Source organism: Burkholderiales bacterium (assembly GCA_023511995.1).
In the GTDB taxonomy this organism is placed as follows: domain Bacteria; phylum Pseudomonadota; class Gammaproteobacteria; order Burkholderiales; family Thiobacteraceae; genus Thiobacter.
In genome coordinates this window covers 26236-47732 of the sequence record JAIMAL010000020.1, presented here as the reverse complement: position 1 = coordinate 47732, position 21497 = coordinate 26236, and the positions used below count along the sequence as shown (strand labels likewise).

General features: G+C 66.2%; 23 protein-coding genes. 4 read left to right on the top strand and 19 right to left on the bottom strand.

What is annotated here, in order from left to right:
• The 10 genes from K6T56_10465 to ndk form a co-directional block, all read right to left on the bottom strand.
• Positions 1–1258: 50S ribosome-binding GTPase (locus K6T56_10465; protein MCL6556773.1), on the bottom strand; the 1258-nt coding region annotated here is incomplete at its 3' end.
• Between the two features lie 9 nt (positions 1259–1267).
• Positions 1268–2428 carry an outer membrane protein assembly factor BamB gene (gene bamB / locus K6T56_10460; protein MCL6556772.1) on the bottom strand — a complete coding sequence of 387 codons (1161 nt, stop codon included), beginning with the start codon at positions 2426–2428 and terminating at the stop codon, positions 1268–1270.
• Positions 2425–3060 (bottom strand): tetratricopeptide repeat protein, encoded by a 636-nt coding sequence (locus K6T56_10455; GenBank protein MCL6556771.1) that lies wholly within the window; start codon positions 3058–3060, stop codon positions 2425–2427. Before K6T56_10455 ends, bamB begins: the two co-directional genes overlap by 4 nt.
• A 15-nt stretch (positions 3061–3075) precedes the next feature.
• Positions 3076–4335 carry a histidine--tRNA ligase gene (gene hisS, locus K6T56_10450; protein MCL6556770.1) on the bottom strand — a complete coding sequence of 420 codons (1260 nt, stop codon included), beginning with the start codon at positions 4333–4335 and terminating at the stop codon, positions 3076–3078.
• A gap of 37 nt (positions 4336–4372) precedes the next feature.
• Positions 4373–5161: a DUF3050 domain-containing protein gene (locus tag K6T56_10445; GenBank protein ID MCL6556769.1), complete on the bottom strand. Its 789-nt coding sequence runs from the start codon at positions 5159–5161 to the stop codon at positions 4373–4375.
• A 106-nt stretch (positions 5162–5267) separates the two neighbouring features.
• Positions 5268–6386, bottom strand: a complete 1119-nt coding sequence (gene ispG, locus K6T56_10440) for a flavodoxin-dependent (E)-4-hydroxy-3-methylbut-2-enyl-diphosphate synthase (protein ID MCL6556768.1) — start codon at positions 6384–6386, stop codon at positions 5268–5270.
• 2 nt (positions 6387–6388) lie between these two features.
• On the bottom strand, positions 6389–7180 hold the full coding sequence (locus tag K6T56_10435; GenBank protein ID MCL6556767.1) for a helix-turn-helix domain-containing protein: 792 nt from the start codon (positions 7178–7180) through the stop codon (positions 6389–6391).
• The gene (gene pilW / locus K6T56_10430; GenBank protein ID MCL6556766.1) at positions 7177–7965 is read right to left on the bottom strand and encodes a type IV pilus biogenesis/stability protein PilW; all 789 of its coding nucleotides are present in this window, start codon (positions 7963–7965) and stop codon (positions 7177–7179) included. Before pilW ends, K6T56_10435 begins: the two co-directional genes overlap by 4 nt.
• Positions 7962–9158: a 23S rRNA (adenine(2503)-C(2))-methyltransferase RlmN gene (rlmN, locus tag K6T56_10425; protein MCL6556765.1), complete on the bottom strand. Its 1197-nt coding sequence runs from the start codon at positions 9156–9158 to the stop codon at positions 7962–7964. The genes pilW and rlmN overlap by 4 nt, the downstream gene beginning before the upstream one ends.
• A 36-nt stretch (positions 9159–9194) precedes the next feature.
• Positions 9195–9623 carry a nucleoside-diphosphate kinase gene (gene ndk / locus K6T56_10420; GenBank protein MCL6556764.1) on the bottom strand — a complete coding sequence of 143 codons (429 nt, stop codon included), beginning with the start codon at positions 9621–9623 and terminating at the stop codon, positions 9195–9197.
• A gap of 175 nt (positions 9624–9798) precedes the next feature.
• Between ndk and K6T56_10415 the strand changes: the two genes are divergently transcribed.
• Positions 9799–10479: an SPOR domain-containing protein gene (locus K6T56_10415; GenBank protein ID MCL6556763.1), complete on the top strand. Its 681-nt coding sequence runs from the start codon at positions 9799–9801 to the stop codon at positions 10477–10479.
• A gap of 54 nt (positions 10480–10533) precedes the next feature.
• Here the strand turns inward: K6T56_10415 and K6T56_10410 are convergent, their stop codons facing one another.
• The 8 genes from K6T56_10410 to K6T56_10375 form a co-directional block, all read right to left on the bottom strand.
• Positions 10534–11829, bottom strand: coding sequence for a TRAP transporter large permease subunit (locus tag K6T56_10410; GenBank protein ID MCL6556762.1), 1296 nt, complete (start codon positions 11827–11829; stop codon positions 10534–10536).
• Positions 11826–12353 carry a TRAP transporter small permease gene (locus tag K6T56_10405; GenBank protein ID MCL6556761.1) on the bottom strand — a complete coding sequence of 176 codons (528 nt, stop codon included), beginning with the start codon at positions 12351–12353 and terminating at the stop codon, positions 11826–11828. The genes K6T56_10410 and K6T56_10405 overlap by 4 nt, the downstream gene beginning before the upstream one ends.
• A 6-nt stretch (positions 12354–12359) precedes the next feature.
• On the bottom strand, positions 12360–13373 hold the full coding sequence (locus tag K6T56_10400) for a TRAP transporter substrate-binding protein (protein MCL6556760.1): 1014 nt from the start codon (positions 13371–13373) through the stop codon (positions 12360–12362).
• Positions 13374–13403: 30 nt separating this feature from the next.
• Positions 13404–14762: a tRNA lysidine(34) synthetase TilS gene (gene tilS, locus K6T56_10395; protein MCL6556759.1), complete on the bottom strand. Its 1359-nt coding sequence runs from the start codon at positions 14760–14762 to the stop codon at positions 13404–13406.
• Positions 14731–15699 carry an acetyl-CoA carboxylase carboxyltransferase subunit alpha gene (locus tag K6T56_10390; GenBank protein MCL6556758.1) on the bottom strand — a complete coding sequence of 323 codons (969 nt, stop codon included), beginning with the start codon at positions 15697–15699 and terminating at the stop codon, positions 14731–14733. Before K6T56_10390 ends, tilS begins: the two co-directional genes overlap by 32 nt.
• Before the next feature lie 143 nt (positions 15700–15842).
• On the bottom strand, positions 15843–17582 hold the full coding sequence (gene ggt / locus K6T56_10385; protein MCL6556757.1) for a gamma-glutamyltransferase: 1740 nt from the start codon (positions 17580–17582) through the stop codon (positions 15843–15845).
• A 2-nt stretch (positions 17583–17584) separates the two neighbouring features.
• Positions 17585–18070, bottom strand: coding sequence for a hypothetical protein (locus K6T56_10380; protein ID MCL6556756.1), 486 nt, complete (start codon positions 18068–18070; stop codon positions 17585–17587).
• A complete protein-coding gene (locus tag K6T56_10375; protein MCL6556755.1) occupies positions 18052–18606 on the bottom strand; it encodes a chorismate pyruvate-lyase family protein in 555 nt (184 codons plus the stop codon). The genes K6T56_10380 and K6T56_10375 overlap by 19 nt, the downstream gene beginning before the upstream one ends.
• A gap of 116 nt (positions 18607–18722) precedes the next feature.
• Between K6T56_10375 and msrA the strand changes: the two genes are divergently transcribed.
• Genes msrA through K6T56_10360 form a run of 3 tightly spaced genes read left to right on the top strand, consistent with a single transcriptional unit; the run spans position 18723 to position 21170 of the window.
• Positions 18723–19274 carry a peptide-methionine (S)-S-oxide reductase MsrA gene (gene msrA / locus K6T56_10370; GenBank protein MCL6556754.1) on the top strand — a complete coding sequence of 184 codons (552 nt, stop codon included), beginning with the start codon at positions 18723–18725 and terminating at the stop codon, positions 19272–19274.
• On the top strand, positions 19274–20323 hold the full coding sequence (locus tag K6T56_10365) for a hypothetical protein (GenBank protein ID MCL6556753.1): 1050 nt from the start codon (positions 19274–19276) through the stop codon (positions 20321–20323). Before msrA ends, K6T56_10365 begins: the two co-directional genes overlap by 1 nt.
• Position 20324: 1 nt before the next feature.
• A complete protein-coding gene (locus K6T56_10360) occupies positions 20325–21170 on the top strand; it encodes a hypothetical protein (protein ID MCL6556752.1) in 846 nt (281 codons plus the stop codon).
• On the opposite strand, the gene K6T56_10355 is transcribed toward K6T56_10360, so the two are convergent.
• Positions 21160–21471 (bottom strand): hypothetical protein, encoded by a 312-nt coding sequence (locus K6T56_10355; GenBank protein ID MCL6556751.1) that lies wholly within the window; start codon positions 21469–21471, stop codon positions 21160–21162. The genes K6T56_10360 and K6T56_10355 overlap by 11 nt on opposite strands.
• Positions 21472–21497: the final 26 nt, after the last annotated feature.

Genomic DNA, 21497 nt, shown 5'->3' with positions numbered 1-21497 from the left:
CCTCCAGGGTCGCCAGCTTTCCCAGCAGTTCCTCCACCCGATCCCGGTCGGCGAGCTGCGCCGTCGGCAGCCGCGCGGCGGCGCCCAGGTCCATCGCTTCGGCGACCCGTCCGGCATACTCCGCCAGCCGCCAATGGACGCCGCCGTCCTTCCCTACCTTCACGCAAACGACTGCCCGCTGCGGCGAGATCAGCCGCAACTGCTCCACGTCGCTTCGGACGAAGTCGGTGACGCGACGGTCCCGCCACTCCCCCGCAAAACGTCGGGCCTCCCGCGGCAGGTTGTCGTTGATCGTGAAGATGGGACCGCCCTCCGGGCGGCGGGCAAAGTAGCGCGTGGTGGCGCCGACTTCCATCTGCTGCCCGAACAAAAGCGTCTCCGATCGGCCGCCGGGGAACTCAAACCGCACGCTCCCCCACGCTGGGGCCAGCCCGTACTGCTGAAGCCGCTCTGGGCGCTCGCTGACGAACTCCTCCGCCCGCAGATAGGAGATGAGGTTGAACATCCGCTCGACCAGGCCGCGGTCCGCGCGGGCCCGAAACGGCTCCACCAGCCGCCAGCCTGGCTGAGCTCCTTCCTCCGCTTTGCTCTCTCGCACCAGCCGCACCCGCCGCCCCTCATTGGTGAACGTGATCGCCGTCACCTCGTCGGGCGAGAAGTCGAGCACCGTCTTGTCGCGGAGATCGTAGAGGCTCTTTTCGGCGGCGCTGCGAAGTCGCTGCGTCACCAGCAGCACGGGCGCGCGCTCTCCGGCATCCTCCGCCTCGGTGAAGGGCGCGAGCACGATATCCATGAGCTCCGCCACGCCATCGCCGTGGCTCGCCGAGATGGGCAGGGGTTCACCCAGGCCCAGCTCATGGAATTCCGCCGCCACCGCCGCCCGGTCCATCCCCTCCGCCTTGTTCACCGCCACATACACCGGCCGCCCCGAACGGCGCAGGGTGTCGGCGATGGTCTTGTCCTGGCCGGTGAGCCCCTGGCGCGCATCCACGAGGAAAACGATGGCGTCCGCCTCATCCACGGCCAAGAGCGTCTGCCGCGCCATTTGGTGGAGAATGCCCTCCGTCGCCACCGGTTCGAAGCCACCGGTATCCACCACCAGATAAGGTTTGTCGCCCACCCGGCCATGGCCGTAATGGCGGTCGCGGGTAAGCCCCGGCCAGTCGGCGACGAGCGCGGCCTGGGAGCGGGTGAGGCGGTTGAAGAGGGTGGACTTGCCGACATTGGGCCGGCCGACGAGGACGATGGTGGGTTTCATGGGAGGCCGTCAGTCGAGGCCGATGAGATACAACCCGCCCTTCAGGGTCTGGACCAGGACGCCCTGGGGCAGCACCTGGGGTGTGGCGCGGATGGGACTGCCGTCGGTGGCAATCCGCGCGGCGAAGCTGCCATCCTCGCGGGAAAGGAAATGCACATAGCCGGCGAGATCGCCCACCACCACGTAGCCGCGATGGACCGCCGGCCCACTCAACTGGCGGTGGAGGAGTTTGTCCTGCTTCCACACCGACGCCCCACTGCCCTTGTCGAGGACGTGCACGACCCCCTTCGTCTCGCTCACGTACAGATTGCGGCCATCGAGGGCAATGCCGGTGAAGCTGGAAATCTCCCGCCCCCAGGCGGGCGCGCCCGTGTTGATGTCGAAACAGGCCACCCGCCCCTGGAAGGCTGCGGCACAGATGAGCTGACCATCGGTGACGGGCGTGCTGGTGACATCGGCGATGCGCTCCAGCTCACTCACGCCGCGTGGCTGCGCCACCGTCGCTTCCCACGCCACCGCCCCGCTTGCCGCCTCCAGGGCCACCAGCTTGCCGCCGCCGAAGCCGGCGAACAGACCATTGCGGTCGAGGAGCAGGCCGGCCGTGTTGCGCACGGTGAGCGCCGGAATATTGCGCTGGTAGAACCATTTGCGCTGGCCGCTGGCCGCATCGAGGGCGTGGATGCGGCCATCCAGGGCGCGCACATAAACCGTATCCGTGCCCACCGCGGGAGGGGCCAGCACCTCGCTGGACACCCGCGTGCGCCACAATAGCCGCCCGCCATGATCGAAGGCGAGCACATCGCCCTTGGGCCCGGCCACCACCACCCCGGCAGGGCCCACCCCCACGCCGGCGGACAGACGCTCCTTGAGCTCCAGACGCCAAAGCTCGCGGCCCAGTGTCGCGTCGAAGCGGACAAGGCGGCCTTCCGCCGAGGCGGCGAACACCGATTGCTGCCACACCCCCGGCACCAGCACGGCATTGCCGCCCGCACCCACCGTCGCCTGCTTGAGGCTCAACTGCACCGTCGGTTTGAATTCCGACAGGGGGGTCGGTACATCCCGCCGCGCGGACGTGCCAAACCAGTCGTCCCACAGTTCGCTCACGCTGGCGCAGCCCGCCAGGTTGAGCAAAAGGCAGCCGATGACTGCCAGCCGGGCCTGCCACCTCATCCCCGGCTCTCCAGCGCATCCAGCTTGATTTCCAGCACGGCACGCGCCGGTGCCTCTTTCGCCAGACGCTCGAGGGCGGCGCGATAGGCGGCACGCGCCGCGTCGTTCTTGCCCTGGGCAGCGAGCACATCCCCCCGCCGCTCCTGGTAGAGGACGTCGAAGGCCGGATTGTGCGGTGCCTCCAACAGTTTGAGCGCCGCCTCGTATTCCCTGTCGTCGAGGAGCAGGCCGGCGAGATTCAGGCGCGCGAGATCCCGGCTTTGGTCGTCCCGCGCCTGGTCCATCACCCATTGCAGCTGCTGTTTCGCACTCTTGCGATCGCCGCCCTGGACATTGGCCTTGGCCACGAGCAGCGCCGCATCCACCGCATAGGGGGTGCGCCGGTAGCGTTCCATGATCTCCCCGGCCAGGGCGCGCACCTTCTTCGTGTCGCCGCCAACGAAGGCCTGCTCCAGCGCTGAATAGAGTTGCGCCGCTTCGGCCCGTTGCCGCTCCAGGTACCAGGTCCACCCCCGGTAGCCGGCCACTGCGACAGCGAAGACGAGCACGCCCACCACCACTTTCGCCCCATGGGCCTTCCACCAGGCCTTGAGGGCGTCCAGTTGTTCCTGTTCTTCCAGATCGAATGCCATATCCCTTTTTCCCGGCTAGGCGTGCCGCAAAAGGTCCGGCAGCTCGTCGGGGGTGGCCTCCACTTGCTCCGCCACCTCCCGCAGGGCCTTGACCTGCGCCACGCCGCGCGCCATCTCGTCTTCACCGAGAATGACGGCAAAACGCGCTCCACTGGCATCGGCTTTCTTCATCTGCGCCTTGAAGCTGCCGCCACCGCAATGGAGCACCACTTTCAGCCCCGCATCGCGCAGACCTTCCGCCACGCGCAGGGCATAGCTGTCGACACCGCGTCCCCCATGGACGACATAGGCGTCGGGCACCGGGGGCTCCACCCGGCCCCCCTCCTCCTCCCGCAGCGCCAGCACCCGCTCAACCCCAAGGGCGAAGCCGCAGGCGGGCGTGGGTTTGCCACCCAACTGTTCCACCAGGCCATCGTAGCGGCCCCCGGCACAGATGGTGCCCTGCGCGCCCAGACGGTCGGTGACCCACTCGAATACCGTGAAGTTGTAGTAATCCAGGCCGCGTACCAATCTGGGATTGATGACGAAGGGAATCCCCGCCTCGCGCAGCAGGCTTTGCACGCCCTCGAAGTGGCGCAACGACACCTCGTCGAGGTCGTCGAGGAGCTTGGGGGCATCGGCAATGAGGGCCTGCATGGCCGGGTTCTTGCTGTCCAGAATGCGTAGCGGATTGGTATGGAGGCGGCGCCGGGCATCCTCATCGAGCTGGTCCTGATGCCGCTCCAGATAATGGATGAGCTTTTTGCGATGGCGCGCCCGGTCTTCGCTGGTGCCCAGGGTGTTGAGCTGCAATTCCACCACCTGGATGCCCAACCGCCGCCACAGGCGTGCGGTCATCACGATGTGCTCGACGTCCATGTCCGGCCCCGGCCACCCCAGCGCCTCCACGCCCACCTGGTGGAACTGGCGATAGCGCCCCCGCTGGGGTCGTTCGTGGCGGAACATGGGCCCCATGTACCACAATCGTTGCGGCTGCAGGAGCAGACCATGCTGCAATGCGGCGCGCACGCAGGCGGCCGTGCCTTCCGGGCGCAGGGTGAGGCTTTCGCCGTTCAGCGCGTCCTCGAAGGTGTACATCTCCTTCTCGACGATGTCGGTGACCTCGCCAATGGCGCGCTTGAAGAGGGCCGTGTGCTCCACGATGGGCGTGCGGATGCCCCGGTAGCCGTAGGAGGCCAGCCAGTCGCGCACGGTGTCCTCAAAGAACTCCCATGCGTGGATGTCCTGCGGCAGGATGTCATTCATCCCGCGGACGGCTTGAAGGCTGCCTGCCATGGTAACCCTTATGGAAAACGCGGAATTCTATCCCAATTCACGCCGCCGCCGCGCGTGGGGTGAGGGCGGCGAGCACCCCGTCCCAGAAGCGAAGCCGCGCGGTGAGGGCCTCCTTCGCCGCTGCTTCGGCTTCGGCGATGCGCTGCGCATCCCCGCCGCAGAGGTTTTCCAGGAGCCGCAAGGCAAGGGGGGCGTGGGTCCCCTCGTCCAGATGGATATGCCGTTCCAGGTAATAGTGGAAGGCCGGCGCCTGCTCCCGGTCCACCCCCATGCGGGCGAGCAGGGCGCGGAACATGCCGGGAATGACATGCTCGCGCCCCAGGGAAAAGGCCGCTGCCACCACATGGGGTTTGCCGCTGGCGATGAAGCCGAAGGTGGTGCCCATGAACGCCCGCGCCGGTTCCGGCACCGGTTGCGCTTTAAGGGCCGCTTCGATGCCGTCTGTCGCGGCATGCTTAACGAAAGCGCGGACGGGTCCGGGATCGGCGCCCACCTCCACCATCGCCGCGCAGTAAAGTTCGAAGTGGCTCGCGTAATTGAAGGGCGTCGCCTGCCCCGGCACCCCTTCGTCCGATTCCTCCTCCAGCACGATCTCGTTGATGAAACGGCGCACCGCCGCATCGCCTCGCGGCACCCAGGGCAGCGTGGTGGGCGCCACCACCCCCTGCAGGTATTTCACCAGGGACATGAAGTCCCAAACCGGATAGACGTGGTGCTCCATGAACACCCGCAAAGCCGCCATATCCTGCACCCGCTGGTACACCGGATGCTGCGCAAGTTTTTCCCGCAGCGCCTCCACGCCACTCCAAGCCAGATTGCCTGCCATGATCCTTTTCCTGTGCAAAATTCCCCCTCGCGGGGACAAACTTCTCCCCTTCCTTCCCCTCTGGATGGATACCGCCTCTGACGGGCGTTGATGAAAGGGCGCCGAATCAGCGCGCCACTTTGATGGGGATGGTGCGCCCCTGGCCGGCTGCGGCCTTCGTGGCGAGCCGCGCGCGCACCTGGCGTTCCAGTTCGTCCACCAGGGAAGCCGCCTCCACCTTGTGGCTAGGTTTGCCATCCACGTAAAGGAGACTCGGCGACCCCCCGGCCAGACCAATGTCCGCCTCCCGGGCTTCCCCGGGGCCGTTGACGCAACAACCGATGACCGCCACCGTGAGCGGCTCCAGCACGTCTTCCAGACGGGCCTCCAACTCGTTCACCGTCTTGATGACGTCGAACTCCTGGCGGGAGCAGGAGGGACAGGCGACGATGTTCACGCCCTTGTTGCGCAAATGCAGACTCTTCAGGATGTCGTAGCCCACGCGCACCTCCTCCACCGGATCGGCGGCAAGGGACACACGCAGGGTATCGCCGATGCCCTCGGCGAGCAGCATGCCAATGCCGATGGCCGACTTCACCGTGCCTGTGCGCAAGCCGCCGGCCTCGGTGATGCCCAGATGCAGGGGCTGCTCGATCTGCCGCGCGAGCAGGCGGTAGGCCTCCACCGCCATGAAGACGTCGGAGGCTTTCACGCTCACCTTGAAATCCTGGAAATCCAGGCTATCCAGGATGTCGACATGGCGCAGGGCGGATTCCACCAGCGCCTGCGGCGTCGGTTCGCCGTATTTCTTCTGCAGGTCCTTTTCCAGGGAGCCGGCATTGACGCCGATGCGGATGGGAATGCCATGGTCCCTGGCCGATTGCACCACCGCTCGGACGCGATCCTCCCGCCCAATATTGCCCGGGTTGATGCGCAGGCAGTCTGCGCCCAGTTCCGCCACCCGCAGGGCAATGCGGTAATCGAAATGGATGTCGGCCACCAGGGGCACCGGCGAGCGTTTGCGGATCCGGCCGAAAGCCTCGGCGGCTTCCAGGCTGGGCACCGACACGCGCACGATGTCAGCCCCCACCTGGGCCGCGCGTTCGATCTGGGCCACCGTTGCCTCCACATCGCAGGTTTCGGTGTTGGTCATGGTCTGTACCGAAATCGGCGCATCCCCGCCCACGGGCACGGACCCGACCATGATGCGGCGGCTTTTGCGGCGGACGATGGGCACGGAATACATGGTCACTCCAGGGTGAGGCGGGCCACGTTGACCTTGATGTAAGGGGTCAGATCGACAGGCTTGCCATTATAGGTGAGACGCACATGGGCCGCATTCCCCACCACGAGGCTGAATGGCCCCTCACCGGTGAGGGTCTCCTCCGTGCCCTTGCGGCCAAGCCGCGAAAACAGTTTGCGCCCGTTGCGGTCGCGCACCTCCACCCAGGCCTCCTCGTCGAAGACGAAATGCAGGCTGGGCATTTCCGCGGCGGGCGCGGTGGCGGCTTGCGCGGGGCTTGCCGCGGGCTTAAGGGGGGCCACGGGTTCCGCGGCTGGCAGCGGCAAAGGCTTCACCTGCGCTGCCGGGGCCGGCTTGGCCGCCGGCCGGGGTGAAAGCGCCCCCTCGTCGTGCAACAAGGCATAGATGGCCAGGGGCACCCCGATCACGATCACGAGCAGGACAAGCAGACGAAGGAGCCAACGACGCGAAGGCCGCGGAGAAATGTCGATCCCCTCGCCGCGCACGGCCGGAGCGGGTTGCACCTCCTGGGGACGCGCCGCCTCATAGGCGGCAAGCAGGGGCGCGGCGTCGATCTGCAGCAATCGCGCGTAGTTGCGGATGAAGCCGCGGACGATGGTATCGCCCGGGAGGGCGGCGAAATCGTTGGCTTCCAGCGCCTCCACCTGGCGCAGGCTGAAACGCAAATGGCGCGCCACGTCCGCAGCCGACCACTGCCGGCGCTCCCTCGCCTCGCGCAGCATCTCCCCCACGCTCTTGGCGGCGTTGGCCGGGGCGATGGCGTCCTCTTCCCTCATTCGTAGCGTTGGGCTTTGAGAAGCTGGGTCTCCGGTGCCTCCGGGAAGCGTTGCCGTAGCATCTGCGCGTAGCTCGCCTCGGTCTCACGGTCACCCAGACGCCTCTCCACCCGCACGCCAAGCCACAGCGCCTCGGCCGTGGGCGGATTGGCTTTCATGTAGCGCAAAAGCAGACTCTTGGCGGTAGCCGCATCCCCACGCCGGAAATGGATGTCCGCCAGATGATAGAGGGCCAGGGGATGGGTGGGTGCCACCTGCAGGGCACGCTGCAGATAGTCGATCGCCCCCGCCTCGTCGTTGCGCTTCAAGGAACAGATGCCGGCATTGACATAGGCCTTTTCCGGTGTCTCGTAACGGGGGTTTTTCAGGGCGAGGGTGAACTGTCGGATGGCCTCGTCGATGCGATTGCGCTGGCAGAGAAACCAGCCGTAGTTGTTGTATGCCTCCGAACTCGTGGGATCGAGCTCGATGGCGCGGCGAAAGGCCGCCTCCGCCTGCTGGTCTTCCTTGAGCTCCATGTGCACCAAGCCCAGCATGTAATAAGCGGGGGCGTATTTGGGATAGATCTGAGTGGCGATGGTGAATTCCTCCAGCGCCACGCCCAGTTGGCCATTGCCATAATAGGCCGACCCCAGTTCGGTATGGGCGCGTGCCGCCTCCAGCCGCTGGCTCTCCTCCTGACCCAGACTCTGGTTCTGCACCGGCTGCTGGGCGCAGGCGCCGCCAAATAGGACCAGCAGGGCGGTAAAAACGAAACGCCGGATACGTCCCTTGTTGCCCGTCATGGGTGCACTCCCGTCACCAGGCGCGCCAGGCGCCGGCTTTTGTCCTGTACCCGCCCCGCGAGCTGACCACAGGCGGCGGCGATGTCATCGCCCCGTGTCTTGCGGGTGGTGACCACGAAACCCGCTTCCTGCAGGATGTCGCGGAAACGGCGCTGGGCCTCGGGCGAGGAACGCGTGTAGCCTGCGCCACGGAAAGGATTGAACGGAATGAGATTGAACTTGCAGGGCACGTCGCGGGTGAGGGCGATGAGCTCCCGCGCATGCTGGGGCGTGTCGTTGACCCCTGCCAGCATCACATACTCGAAGGTGATGAAATCCCGCGGCGCCGCCGCGAGGTAACGCTCGCAGGCGGCCATCAGCTCCCGCAACGGATACTTGCGGTTGATGGGCACCAGGACATCCCGCAGCGCATCGTTGGGGGCGTGCAGGGACACCGCCAGGGCCACCGGACAGGCTTCCCGCAGCCTGTCCATGGCCGGCACGATGCCCGAAGTGCTCACCGTCACCCGTCGCCGGGAAAGGCCATAGGCATGGTCGTCCAGCATCACCCGCAGGCTGGTGACCACGTTGTCGAAGTTGGTGAGGGGCTCGCCCATGCCCATGAGCACGACGTTGGTGATGGGTCGCGCCAAGCCCGTTGCCCCGGTTAAGCCCTTGAGGGCGCGCTGGGCGAGCCACAACTGGCCGACGATTTCCGCCACCGACAGATTACGGTTGAAGCCCTGCCGTCCCGTGGCGCAGAAGGTGCAGGCCAAGGCACAGCCCACCTGGGTGGACACACACAGCGTGCCCCGGTAACGGCCGGCGGCAGCCTCCTCCCGAGCGCCACCGGCCGCCTCTTTCAGGCCCTCTGCCGCAAGCTCGGGGGCCGCGCCCTCCTCCGCCCCGTGAAGATGCGTCTGCCAATCCCCTTCCGGAATGAACACCGTCTCCACCGCATTGGCACCGCCGGTGTCCATGAGCCACTTCACCGTGCCATCGGCGGAGCGGTGCTCGGCGAGGATGCGCGGGGGCATGACGACGGCCCCTGCCGCCAGCTTTTCCCGCAGCGTGCGGGCAAGATCCGTCATCGCCGCGAAGTCCTGCTCACCGGCCTGATGTATCCAGCGCATCACCTGGCGGGCGCGGAAGGGCTTCTCCCCCAGCGTTTCCACGAAGTAGCGGGTGAGTTGCGGCAGATCGTAATCGAGCAGGTTGATGGTCACGGCAGGCGGTTTCGTCTCAGGACTTCAGCGCCCGGAAAACACTTCCATCTCGGGGAAGAAATAGGCGATCTCCACCCGGGCAGTGTCCGGCCCGTCGGAGCCATGCACCGCATTGGCATCGATGCTCTGAGCGAAGTCGGCGCGGATGGTTCCGGGCGCGGCCTTCTTCGGATCGGTGGCGCCCATCAGCTCCCGGTTTTTGGCGATGGCATTCTCCCCCTCCAGCACCTGCACCATGACCGGCCCGGAGGTCATGAAGTCGATGAGATCGTTGAAGAACGGCTTGCCCCGGTGCACCGCGTAGAAGCCTTCGGCTTGCGCCCGCGACAGCCACATCATGCGCGCCGCCACGATTTTCAGACCATTTTCCTCGAAACGGGAATAAATCTTGCCGATCACGTTCTTGGCCACGGCATCGGGTTTGATGATCGACAAGGTGCGTTCGACGGCCATGAATTTCCTCCGCGTGAAGTCCAGAAAAAACAAAGCGATAACTATACCTTTTTCGGCCGGGCGGCGAAAGGGCGGCAGATGAAGATGCGGTCATCCAGGCCAAGGCGAAGGCCGCGCCAACGGCTTTCCCCGGAAGTGGTAACATCCCCCGCAAATACAACCACGAGGGGGGAATATGGCCGAGCCGCCTGTTGACAGCGAGGAGATCAGGAAACGCGCCACCCGCCGGCTGATCGTGGCGGTGCTGCTCATCGGGCTGGCTGCCGGGGTGTTGACCTGGCTTTCCCATTACAAGCCGACGCCGCCGGTGACGCGGCCCGCCGCCGAGACCGTGCCGCCGCCCCCCATCATCGCCGCAGAGCCGGCCCCGCCGGCAGCACCCGCCCCCGAGGCGCAGCCAGCAGAGCAGACTCCCGCGCCGGCAGCGGAGCAGGCGCCCGCGCCGGCAGCGGCACCCGCCCCCCCGCCGCCCGAGACACCCGCCGCCCCACCGCCTCCCGCGCCGGCAGGTAAAGCACCGGCGGAAGCCCCGCCGCCACCGAAGGTGGTGGCCAAGCCCCTGGCGCCGCCGCCCCCCGCCAAACCGGCGGAAGCGGTGAAACCCCTGGTCAGGGCGGAGCCCGCGCCCACGCCGCCGCCCCCTGCCCATCCGCCCGCAGGCTATGTGGTGCAGTTCGGTGTCTTCAATAACCCCCAGAACGCGCTCCAGCTCGTGGAGCGCCTGCGCGCCGCGGGGATCGAAGCGCAGACGGAAACCCGGGTCATGCTGCCCCCCTTCAAGACCCGGGCCGAGGCGGAGGCCGCCCTCGCCCGGCTGAAGGAAAAAGGCATCAGCGCGGTGATCGTGCAGCGCTGATTTTCTCTCCCCGGCAGCGGCGCGGCCTGTCTCGGAAACGGCTGCGGGAGCGCCTTACGGCCGCCCGTAGAGGAGATGGGGCAGCCAGAGGCTGATTTCCGGTACATAGGTGACGAGGAGCAATACCGCGGTCACCACCAGAATCCATGGCGCGGCCGCTTTCGTCACTTCGGTGAGTCCCATCTTCGCCAGGCCGCTCGCCACGTAGAGATTGAGCCCGACCGGGGGCGTGATCATCCCCAGCTCCATGTTGATGGTCATGATGATGCCCAGATGGATGGGATCGATGCCCAGCTTCATGGCCACGGGCAAAAAGAGCGGCGCGAGGATGAGGAGGATGGAGGAGGGTTCCATGAAATCGCCGGCGAAGAAGAGCAACACGTTGACGAAGAGGAGAAACATCCAGGGGGTGAGGCCCTGGTCGATGATCCATTGGGCCAGTTGCTGGGGAATGTTTTCCGTGGTGAGGAGGAAGGAAAAGAGAATCGCATTGGTGATGATGTAAAGCAGCATGGCACTCATGTTGGCGGCCTCGAGGAGTACCCGCGGCACCTTGGCCAGGGGCAGTTCCCGGTAGACGAAGACGGCGACGAAAAAGGCATAGACGGCACTCACCGCCGCCGCTTCGGTGGGGGTGAACAATCCCCCGTAGATGCCACCGATGACCACCACCGCGAGCCCCAGGCCCCAGGCCGCCTCGCGGAAGGCCTGGCCGATTTCCCTGAGACTGGCGCGCGGCAGGGTGGGAAAGCGATGCCAGCGCGCCACGCCATAGGTGACGGCAAGCAACGCCAGGGCCATGACGAGGCCCGGAACGATCCCGGCGATGAAGAGCTTGCCGATGCTCTCCGAGGTGGACACGCCATAAATGACGAGCACGATGGAAGGCGGAATGAGGATGCCCAGTCCGCCGGAGGTGGCCAGCACCCCCACCGCAAAGCGTTTGCTGTAGCCCTGCTCCACCATTGCTGGCAGCATGATGGAACCAATGGCCACCACCGTGGCCGGGCTGGAGCCCGATATGGCGGCAAAAAAGGCGCAGGAGAGCACCGCCGCCATGGCCAGACCACCGGGCATCCAGCCCACCAGTGCGGTGGCGAAGCGGATGATGCGACGCGCCGCCCCGCCCGCCGACAGCAAGGCTCCGGAGAGCACGAAGAAGGGGATCGCCATGATCACGAAATTGTCGAGCCCGGTGAAAAGCTTCTGCGAGACGATGGCGATGGTTTCGAGCGACAGGGAGGATACCAGGGCGAGAAAAGCCAGCACGGTCAGGCCCAGGGCGATGGAAATGGGCATGCCGGTGAAAAGCAGCGCAAAGAGGATGGCGAAGATGACAAATGCGCTCATTCCACCATCCCGTAGCTGTGGCTGGGCTGCTTTCCGGTGCGGCGGTAGTGCACCAGCACCTGTAGGAAGCGGTAGCACATGAGGGCGGAGCCCAGGGGCACGGCGGAATAGACCACCCACATGGGCAGCCCGAGATCGGGCGAGACCTGCCCCGAATCGTGGATGAAAAGCACGAAGCGCAAGCCCAGCGCCGCCACGATGAAGGTAAAGAAGGCGCCGGCGGCGAGCGAAAGCTGCACCAAGACGCGTTGCCGCGGGGGATCAAGCCTGCGCACCAGCACGTCCACCCCCACGTGGATGCCGGTGCGCACGCCATAGGCGGCGCCGAACTTCGCCATCCAGATGAAAAGATAGATGGTGAGTTCCTGCGCCCAGGTGAAACTCAGGCGGTGGGTGTAGGGCCACAACCAGGAAACACCCAGGGAGTAGCGGTGCAGGACGGCGAGGAAAATGATCACCGTGGCCGCCGCCATGAAGCTGGCGATCAGGCCCTCCTCCAGGCGGTCGAGGATGCGGTTGAACATCCGCCGCTATTTCTTCGCCGCTTTTTCCTTTTCCACCTGGGCCGCAATGGCGTAGATGCCCTGGACGATGTCGCGTCCGATGACGTCCATGAACTGCTCGTGCACGGGCAGCAGAACCTTGTGCCAGGTCAGCCGCCCCTCCAGGGGCAGGACGTACACTTCGGTGGTGCCCGCCGCCCTCACCTTGGCGAGGGCATCGTCGTTCTCCTTCTGGGCGATCTCCCGCTCATAGGCGGTGGCCTCCTTCATGGCTTGCTCAAGCGTGGCGCGGATGTCCTTGGGCAGGCCTTCCCAGAAACGCTTGTTGACGATCACCGCGTAGCCGAGATAGCCGTGATCGGAAATGGTGAGGTGCTTCTGCACCTCGTGCATTTTCTGCGTGTAGAAGTTGGAAACCGGATTTTCCGTGCCATCCACCACCCCCTGCTGCAGGGCGGTGTACACCTCGGAGAAGGCCATCACCTGGGGATTGGCCCCCAGCGCGCGCATCTGCGCTTCCAGCACCTTGGATGACTGGATGCGCATCTTCAGCCCCTTGAAGTCGTCAGGCGTGCGCAGGGGGCGGTTGGCGCTCATTTGCTTGAAGCCATTGTCCCAGTAGGCAAGCCCAAGGATCCCCTTGCTTTCCAGTTTGGCGAAGAGTTTTTTCCCGATCTCGCCATCCATGGTGCGGTAGAGCGTTTCCTTGTTGGGGAAGATATAGGGCAGGTCGAACACCTCGAACTCCCGCACCCCCAGGGGACCGAACTTGGACAGGGAAGGCGCGAGCATCTGCACCGCTCCCAGCTGCAGGGCCTCCATCTCCTCCCGGTCCTTGTAGAGCTGGCTGTTGGGATAGACCTCGACACGCACCCGCCCCTGGGTGCGTTCCTCCGCCAGCTGCTTGAAACGCTCCGCCGCCTTGCCCTTGGGCGTGTTGGGTGCCACCACGTGGCTGAACTTGATGACGATGGGTTCGCTTGCCCAGGCGGCGGAAAGCCAAACGACCATGAGGGCAAACAGCAGACTGCGTGCGGCCATATCTCCTCCCCAATGGATGGTTGCTGTGGATCAGTCCCGATCAGTATAGAAAGGCCGCAGCGCAAGCGCCAAGCCCGGCTCGCCGGCTTTAGCCTGCCAGCCGCATTCCACCCCCAGGTTGGGGATCGCCACCAAGAGCCCCTCCACCCACAAAAGGGGCAGCCGTGCCCGCAACCAGGGGGGCAGGCCCGCCTCCTGCAGGAGTTTTTTCACGCTGCGGCGGGGGCGGCGACAGTCGGGACGCAACCGCTCCCCACCCTGGCGCAGTCGTAGCTCCACCCGTCTTCCCTCGAGCGCCGCAAGGGCAATGCCCTCGCCCACCGTGGGTTCGAATTCCAGTACACAGTCGAGCTCAGGCAACTCCAGCCGGTTTTCGCCGCGCCAGGGACGCACCCAGTCGGCAGCAGGGAGGCTGCGCGCCGGTTCCACCCAGGCTTCGCCCCGGTAACGGCGCAGGGCAAAGCCACCCCAGAGGATTTCCACCCGCGCATCGGGACTGGCGGAGAGAAGCTGGTGCAACATCTCGTCAAGGCGCACCGCATCGGGCAGCGGCGCGCCCTGGGCCTTGAGAAAGACGCGCAAAAGATTCTTCGCCCGCGACAGGGCAAGGTCGCCCAGGGCGGCCACGCGCAGCCTGCCATCCTTGAGGTGAGGGCGCAGATCCATAAAGCCGAGCTCGTCGAGGAGGCTGTCCGCCTCCGCCAGATGGCGGCTTGCCCGCAACACCGCCTGGCGATAGGCGGGGAAACGCGCTTCGATGCGGGGCAGGATTTCCTGGCGCAGGAAATTGCGCGTCAAGGCCGGGTCGCGGTTGCTTTCATCCTCCACCCATTGCAGGCCCCGCGCCCGCGCATAATCCAGGATCACGGCGCGGGGCACCTCCAGGAGCGGCCGCAACAGGCGCGGCCCCTCCCCCCCGCGCGCCATGGGCATGCCAGCGAGGCCGCGCACGCCACTGCCCCGCAACAGGTTGAGGAACACCGTTTCCACCTGGTCGTCCAGATGATGGGCGAGCACCACGTAGTCGGCGGGCACAGCAAGAAGCGCCTGATAGCGGGCTTCCCGCGCCTGCGCCTCCACGCCCCGGCCCTTGCGGTTGCGCACCCGCACCGTCTCCACCCGCAGGGGCACCCCCCGCGCCGCGGTGAGCTCGGCGCAAAAGCGGGCCCATTCATCGGCATGGGGACTCAAGCAATGGTTGACGTGAATGGCCGTCAGGGTGAAACCGAGTTCACCCCGCAGTCGGTCGAGGAGATCGAGGAGGACGACGGAATCGACCCCGCCGGAGAGGGCCAGACACAGGCGCCGCCCCCGCGTCAGGTAGCCGGCGAGGCATTCGCGGACGTGTTTGGCGAGGCTAGCGGCCGCCGGCTTCCTTGAACCGGCCATAGCCCATGAGCCGCTGGAAACGCCGTTCGATCAGTTCGTCCACGGAATGGTCCTGCAGATCCCGCAGGGTTTCGGTGAGCACCTTGCGCAGGGTGGCCATCATCGCTTCCGGATCGCGATGGGCGCCGCCCAGGGGCTCATTGACGACACGGTCGATGAGGCCCAGCGTTTTCAGCCGGCTGGCGGTGATGCCCAGGGTTTCCGCCGCCTCCGGCGCCTTGTCCGCGCTCTTCCACAGAATGGAAGCGCACCCCTCGGGCGAGATCACGGAATAGGTGCTGTATTGGAGCATGAGCATCACATCACCAATGCCGATGGCCAGGGCGCCACCCGAGCCGCCTTCACCGATGACCGTGCAGATGATGGGCGTGCGCAGCGAAGCCATGACATAGAGATTGCTGGCGATGGCTTCCGACTGGCCGCGCTCCTCGGCGTCGATGCCGGGATAGGCACCGGGCGTGTCGATGAAGGTGAGAAGCGGCAGACCGAATTTCTCCGCCAGCTTCATCAGCCTTTGCGCCTTGCGGTAACCCTCGGGCCGCGGCATGCCGAAATTGCGGTGAATCTTTTCCTTGGTATCGCGGCCCTTCTGGTGGCCGATCACCATCACCGGCTGGCCGTTGAAGCGGGCCAGCCCCCCCACGATGGCGGGATCATCGCCAAAGTGGCGATCCCCATGCAGCTCCTCGAAATCGGTGAACAACGCATTGATGTAATCCAGCGTATAGGGTCGCTGGGGATGACGGGCCACCTGGGAAATCTGCCAGGGCGTGAGCTTGGCATAGATGTCCTTGGTCAGCGCCTTGCTCTTTTTTTGCAGGCGCTCGATCTCTTCCGAGATATCCAGCGCCGATTCATCCTGCACGTAGCGCAGCTCTTCGATCTTGCTTTCCAGCTCGGCGATGGGCTGTTCGAAATCGAGGAAAGTGGTCTTCATGGCGCAAATGGAAAAGACGTTTTACCCGCACGGTCACGGCCACCGGCCATGATCGTTTCCTTCCCCCTCCGAAAGAAGGCACGAGGAAAGACTTCGATTCTTTCACGTCAATGATACAGGAGCAGTGCCGCCCCTGTCGCCCCTCAATACCAGGCCATGCCGCTCCCCTGCCCCCGGGGATCGGCTGCGGCATGGGCCCGTCCCGTCAGGCGGTCCACCCAGACGAGCTGCAGATTGCCCCAGGGCCGTTCCGTCGCGCGCACTTCATGGCCGCGCAACTGCAGCTCCTCCAGCACCGACTGACTGAAACCTTGTGGTTCCACCTCGATGCGATCGGGCCACCACTGGTGGTGATAGCGGGGGGCTTTGACCAGGGCCTCGAGGTCCACCGCTGGCTGCGCCGCATAGCCCAGCACGGCGAGGAGCACGGTGCTGATGATGCGGGAGCCCCCGGGACTGCCCAGGACCAGGACACCGCGCCCATCCTCGACGAACGTGGGAGACATGCTGGAAACCGGCCGCCGCAAGGGTGCCAGCCGGTTTACGGCACTGTCGGCAAGACCATAGACATTGACGCGACCTTGCCCCAGGGAGAAATCATCCATCTCGCTGTTGAGGAGGACACCAGTGCGTCCGGCGACGAAACAGGCGCCAAAAGGCGTGTTGATGGAGAGGGTGGCGGCCACGCGGTTGCCTTCGCCATCGACGATGGAGAAATGGGTGGTATCGCTCCCCTCCGGCAGCGGGGTGGCTTCCAAAGTGTCACTGGGTGTGGCGCGATCCGCCTCGATGCTGGCGGCGCGGCGGGCCAGATAACGGGGACTGATGAGCCGCCCGACGGGCACGTGCACGAAATCGGGATCGCCCACGTAACGCGCTCGGTCCTGGAAGCTGCGACGCAGTGCCTCCACCACCCAGTGCATGCGCTGCACCTCGTCGGCCTGCTCCATATCAAAGAAACCCAGCATGGCAAGGCTCTGGGCCAGGGCCAGGCCCCCGGCGGAAGGGGGCGGGGCACTGACGATGCGCATGCCCCGGTAGTGGAAAACCAGGGGCCGTCTTTCCCTGACCCGGTAACGGGCGAGATCCGCAAGCGTCCACAGGCCGCCGGCCCGTCGCACCGCTGCCACCATTTCCCGCGCCACCGGGCCGGCGTAGAACCCCCGCTCCCCGTGGCGGGCAAGCGCACGCAGGGTCTGCGCCAGCCGGGGCTGGGTAAGCCGCGCGCCCGCCTCTGGCACCGCCCCGTCGTCGAGGAACTGGCCCGCCGCCTCGGCCTGGCCGTGGAGACAGGCAAAGCGCACCTTGGCCATGGTGCGGTAACGTTCATCCACGGGAAAGCCCTGCTCGGCCAGGGCAATGGCCGGCGCCAGACTCACTTCGAGGGGGAGTCGCCCATAGCGGCGCGCCAGATGCGCCAGCGCCGCCGGCAGGCCGGGAATCGCCGCCGCCCGCGCGCCCTCGGTGGTGGGGCGGGGCAGGGTTTCGCTCGCCCCGGCGAACTGGCGCAGGGTGGCCCGCGCCGGCGCGGTCTCCCGCGCATCGACGAAGATCTGGCGGCCATCCCGCGCCCGGTGCAAAAGAAAGAAGCCACCACCCCCGAGACCCGAGCTGTAGGGCTCCACCACCGCCAGCGCGGCGGCCACCGCCACCGCCGCATCGAAAGCATTGCCACCTTTTTCCAGGATCGCCCGTCCCGTCTCCGTGGCCAGGGGATGGGCGGTGGCAAGCGCCTGGTCCGCCGCGCGGCTTGAAGGCGCAAGCACGGCAAAAAGCAGAAATACCACCGCGCAGCAAAACCCCAGCCAGGGCGAGGCGGCCGCAGGGTGAATCCCATGGCCCCGCGGAAAAGCACTGGCGGGCAGGGTGCCACGAGAGGCCATGGCTAACGGGGAATCTGCCAGCAGTTGTTGGGGGATTCGTAGAGAAGCATGAGGGTTTCCACCGGGGCCGTGGTCACATAGCGCACGCCGATGACATCCGGCCCATTGCGCCAGTGGAAGGCAAGCTCATTGCGCTCGCCGATGCTGGTGACGTTGGTGGCCGCCGTCACCCGCATCGGCTGACCGTAACGTTCGTTGTAGTTGTTGACGATGATCACCAAGTTGCGCAAGCTGGGCGCCACCTCCTGCGCCAGCCCCACCAGCCGGTCATTGCAGAAATCGAAGAGGAACTGGCGGTGGCTTGCGCGCTCCGGCGTGTCGTAAGCGATCAGCGTGGTAGCAGAGAAATCCCTCACCCGTTCGAAGTCGTAGCTTTTGAGCGCCGCCTTCACCTGCTCCCGCGTCATGCCGCTGCGGAAAGCGTCGATCTCGAAGCCCATGGCCGCGAGTGGCCAGAAAAGACAAAGCATCAGCGATAGGCGGCGCACGGGAAGGTCTCCGTGATGAGCATCGCCGGCGCCTGCTGGATGAGGATGCGGTAGGTGCGATACACCCCATCCTCGCCCGCGCGGCCGAGATCGAGGATTTCACGGTAGGTCTCCAGACCCCGCTCCCGCAGTAGCTCGCCGATGCCGATGCGACCGTCGGTGAGCTCCTCGCGCAACCTTTCCGGCAGACGATCGAGACGGATCAGGGATTCCGCCTCCCCGTACACCCTGCCCGATGCCGTGCCCTTGAGGCGCACCCGGCGCTTGAGCACCGACTCACCCGCAGCCGCCCCCAGCCAGGGGGAAGGGGTGGCAAGCCGAACCATCCCCTGACCCAGGTTTTCCACGGCCACCTCCTCCCAGAAATAGGCCTCGAGATGCTTGGTCACCGTGCCATCCGTCACCAGCAGGGTGCGCAGGAAGGGGGGCAGCGCCTCCAGGGCCAGGCTTTCGTCCCTGGCATTGGTGATGATGCCGCCGGGCACGAAGCCACGCGTCTGGAAATAAGCAAAGGGGAAGTTGCCGGAAGGGGCCATGGGCGCGAAAGGATAGCCGGGCTACAATGGTATCGGGCTTTGCCCTGCCCTGCCAATGTGCCCCGGGCAGGAGAAGAAAGCGTTTTTTTCCCGTTGCCACCAAGGAAGCCGGATTGATGCCTGACTCCCCCGCCGCTGCGACCGCCCTTGCCACCCTGGGTGGCGGCTGTTTCTGGTGTCTGGAAGCGGTCTTCGAGGAGGTGCGGGGCGTTTTACGTGTGGTTTCCGGCTATGCCGGCGGCACCGTCGACGCCCCCACCTATGAGCAGGTGTGCACAGGCACCACGGGCCACGCGGAAGTGGTAGAGATCCATTTCGATCCGGGGGTAGTGAGCTTCCGCACCCTGTTGGAAATCTTCTTCACCATCCACGATCCCACCACCCCCAACCGCCAGGGCAACGATCGTGGTCCCCAGTACCGTTCCATCATCCTCTACCACGACGAAGAACAAAGGCGCATCGCCATGGAGGTGATGGCCGAACTCACCCGCGCCGGGGTTTACACGGCCCCCATCGTCACCGAGCTTGTGCCCGCCACCCGCTTCTGGCCCGCGGAAGACTATCACCAGGGCTATTTCCGCAACCATCCGGCTCAGCCCTATTGCCAGTTCGTGGTGGCGCCGAAGGTGGAGAAATTTCGCAAGGTCTTCCCCGCCTGGCGCCGCTGATGCACCTTTACGTGGACATTTCCGGCCATGGCTTCGGCCACCTGGCGCAGACCGCGCCGATATTGAACGCCCTGCGGGAACGCCTGCCGCAACTTCGCCTCACCCTCCGCTGCGCCCTGCCCCGGGATCGCCTCAGCCGCCGCGTGCGGGGGGAGTTCACCCATATCGCCACCGCCAGCGATTTCGGTCTCATCATGAAAAGCGCCCTGGACGTGGACCTGCCCGCCACCCTCGCCGCCTATCAGGAGTGGCATAAAAACTGGGAAGCCCTTGTCGAGCGCGAAGCCAGGCGGCTGACCGAGCTTGCCCCCGATGGGGTGCTGAGCAACGTTTCCTATCTCGCCCTTGCCGCCGCTCACCGCGCCGGCATCCCCGCCATTGGCCTGGGCTCCCTCCACTGGGCCGCCATCTGCGCCGCCTATTTCTGGGACGAGCCTGCCTTCAGGCCCATTCACGACCAGATGCTCGCCGCCTACGGGAGTGCTGATGCCTTCCTGCGCCTGACCCCAGGCATGGCGATGACGGACCTGCGGCGGGTCATTGACGTCGGCCCGGTGGCCGAAGCCGGGAGAACCCAACGCGCCGCCCTGCCCGCCGGCCGGCTGGTGCTGGTGGCCATGGGTGGCATCGGCCTGCGCCTCCCCACCCGCTGGCCGCGCCTTGCCGGCGTCCATTGGCTTCTGCCCCGCGCCGCGGGCCTTGTCCGGAACGACGTCACCTCCATCGAGGAAACCGGCTTTCCCCTGAGTGACCTCATTGCTTCCGTGGATGTGGTGCTGACCAAGTCGGGCTATGGCACCTTTGTCGAGGCAGCCGCCAGCGGCACGCCGGTGCTCTACGTCTCCCGGCCTGACTGGCCGGAGGAAGCGGCGCTTTCCCAATGGCTCACCCAAGTGAGCCTCGGCCGCGCCCTGCCCCGTGCCGCTTTCGAAGAGGGGGCCTTCGCCGAGCCCCTGCTTGAGCTGCTGGAAGCCCCGCGGCCCGAACCCGTGGTACCTTCCGGGGTCGCCGAGGCTGCGGACTGGCTCGCCACATACCTTGCCCACTGACATGGCCCGCATTCTCTGCGTAGGCATCGCCACCCTCGACCTCATCTTCCGCGTCGACCACTATCCCCAGGAAGACGAGGAAATGCGCGCCAAGAGCCTGCGCATCGCCCGGGGAGGCAACGCCGCCAACACGGCCGTGGTGCTCGCCGCCCTCGGACACAAGGCAAGCTTCGCCGGGGTGCTGGCAGAAGGCGGCGAAAGCGCCCTCATCGTTGACGATCTGGCGCGCCAAGGGGTGGATTGGTCCTGCTCTATCCGACGCCCGGGCCGGCCACCCACCTCCTCCATCCTCCTTGCCCCTTCCGGCAGCCGCACCATCGTTCATTACCGCGACCTGCCGGAGTTTTCCGCCCGCGACTTCGCCGCCATCGACCTTGCCGGCTTCGATTGGGTCCACTTCGAAGGCCGCAACGTCCCGGAACTCCCGCCCATGATGGCCCGTGTCCGGGAAGCGGGTGCCCGTCTTTCCCTGGAAGTGGAGAAACCCCGCCCCGGTGTGGAGATGCTGCTCGATTTTCCCGACGTCCTCCTCACCGGCCGCGCCCTTGCCCGCGCCTGGGACCATCTAGACCCGGAAACCTTCCTCACCGCGCTGCGCTCGCGCGCGCCGCGCCCCCTCATCTTCCTGGGCTGGGGCGAGGCCGGCGCCTGGGCCCTGGAGGGAAGCCGAATACACCACACCCCCGCCTTTCCCCCACCGGTGGTGGTGGACACCGTGGGTGCCGGCGACACCTTCAACGCCGGCGTGATCCACGGCCTTCTGACGGGCGCGGACGTGGCGACCACCCTCCGCGAAGCGGCGAGGCTCGCGGGGCGCAAATGCGGCCGGGAGGGGTTCAGCTTCTGAGGGAAAGGGTCGCGCACAGGCGGCGCCAGGCTTCCTCAAGGCGGCGGCGGCCCGCCTCGGGTGGGTCATCGAGGGCTGCCAGCGCTTCCCGGTAAAAAGCGTCCAGCAACGCCCGCGCCTCGTCCCCAGGCGCGGCGTGGTCGGCCCCACCCCCCTCCCGCACCGGCCGCAGACGGGCATAGCGGGGGATCAGGCGCAGCCGGCCGGTCGCTTCCTCCCGGGCCAGCACGGGGCCTTCCTTGACATAGACCTGTCCCTCGAACTCAAAGCGCGCCCCTGGCGCGAGGTCGGAAAACTTCATCTGCCCGCTCCCATCAGGCACCAAGC

Excerpts from the sequence above, each read along its gene's own strand:
- bamB (MCL6556772.1), bottom strand. The coding sequence starts at position 2,428 with ATGAGGTGGCAGGCCCGGCTGGCAGTCATCGGCTGCCTTTTGCTCAAC.
- K6T56_10455 (MCL6556771.1), bottom strand. The coding sequence starts at position 3,060 with ATGGCATTCGATCTGGAAGAACAGGAACAACTGGACGCCCTCAAGGCC.
- hisS (MCL6556770.1), bottom strand. The coding sequence starts at position 4,335 with ATGGCAGGCAGCCTTCAAGCCGTCCGCGGGATGAATGACATCCTGCCG.
- K6T56_10445 (MCL6556769.1), bottom strand. The coding sequence starts at position 5,161 with ATGGCAGGCAATCTGGCTTGGAGTGGCGTGGAGGCGCTGCGGGAAAAA.
- ispG (MCL6556768.1), bottom strand. The coding sequence starts at position 6,386 with ATGTATTCCGTGCCCATCGTCCGCCGCAAAAGCCGCCGCATCATGGTC.
- K6T56_10435 (MCL6556767.1), bottom strand. The coding sequence starts at position 7,180 with ATGAGGGAAGAGGACGCCATCGCCCCGGCCAACGCCGCCAAGAGCGTG.
- pilW (MCL6556766.1), bottom strand. The coding sequence starts at position 7,965 with ATGACGGGCAACAAGGGACGTATCCGGCGTTTCGTTTTTACCGCCCTG.
- ndk (MCL6556764.1), bottom strand. The coding sequence starts at position 9,623 with ATGGCCGTCGAACGCACCTTGTCGATCATCAAACCCGATGCCGTGGCC.
- K6T56_10415 (MCL6556763.1), top strand. The coding sequence starts at position 9,799 with ATGGCCGAGCCGCCTGTTGACAGCGAGGAGATCAGGAAACGCGCCACC.
- K6T56_10410 (MCL6556762.1), bottom strand. The coding sequence starts at position 11,829 with ATGAGCGCATTTGTCATCTTCGCCATCCTCTTTGCGCTGCTTTTCACC.
- K6T56_10405 (MCL6556761.1), bottom strand. The coding sequence starts at position 12,353 with ATGTTCAACCGCATCCTCGACCGCCTGGAGGAGGGCCTGATCGCCAGC.
- K6T56_10400 (MCL6556760.1), bottom strand. The coding sequence starts at position 13,373 with ATGGCCGCACGCAGTCTGCTGTTTGCCCTCATGGTCGTTTGGCTTTCC.
- tilS (MCL6556759.1), bottom strand. The coding sequence starts at position 14,762 with ATGGCCGGTTCAAGGAAGCCGGCGGCCGCTAGCCTCGCCAAACACGTC.
- K6T56_10390 (MCL6556758.1), bottom strand. The coding sequence starts at position 15,699 with ATGAAGACCACTTTCCTCGATTTCGAACAGCCCATCGCCGAGCTGGAA.
- ggt (MCL6556757.1), bottom strand. The coding sequence starts at position 17,582 with ATGGCCTCTCGTGGCACCCTGCCCGCCAGTGCTTTTCCGCGGGGCCAT.
- K6T56_10375 (MCL6556755.1), bottom strand. The coding sequence starts at position 18,606 with ATGGCCCCTTCCGGCAACTTCCCCTTTGCTTATTTCCAGACGCGTGGC.
- msrA (MCL6556754.1), top strand. The coding sequence starts at position 18,723 with ATGCCTGACTCCCCCGCCGCTGCGACCGCCCTTGCCACCCTGGGTGGC.
- K6T56_10365 (MCL6556753.1), top strand. The coding sequence starts at position 19,274 with ATGCACCTTTACGTGGACATTTCCGGCCATGGCTTCGGCCACCTGGCG.
- K6T56_10360 (MCL6556752.1), top strand. The coding sequence starts at position 20,325 with ATGGCCCGCATTCTCTGCGTAGGCATCGCCACCCTCGACCTCATCTTC.
- K6T56_10355 (MCL6556751.1), bottom strand. The coding sequence starts at position 21,471 with ATGAAGTTTTCCGACCTCGCGCCAGGGGCGCGCTTTGAGTTCGAGGGA.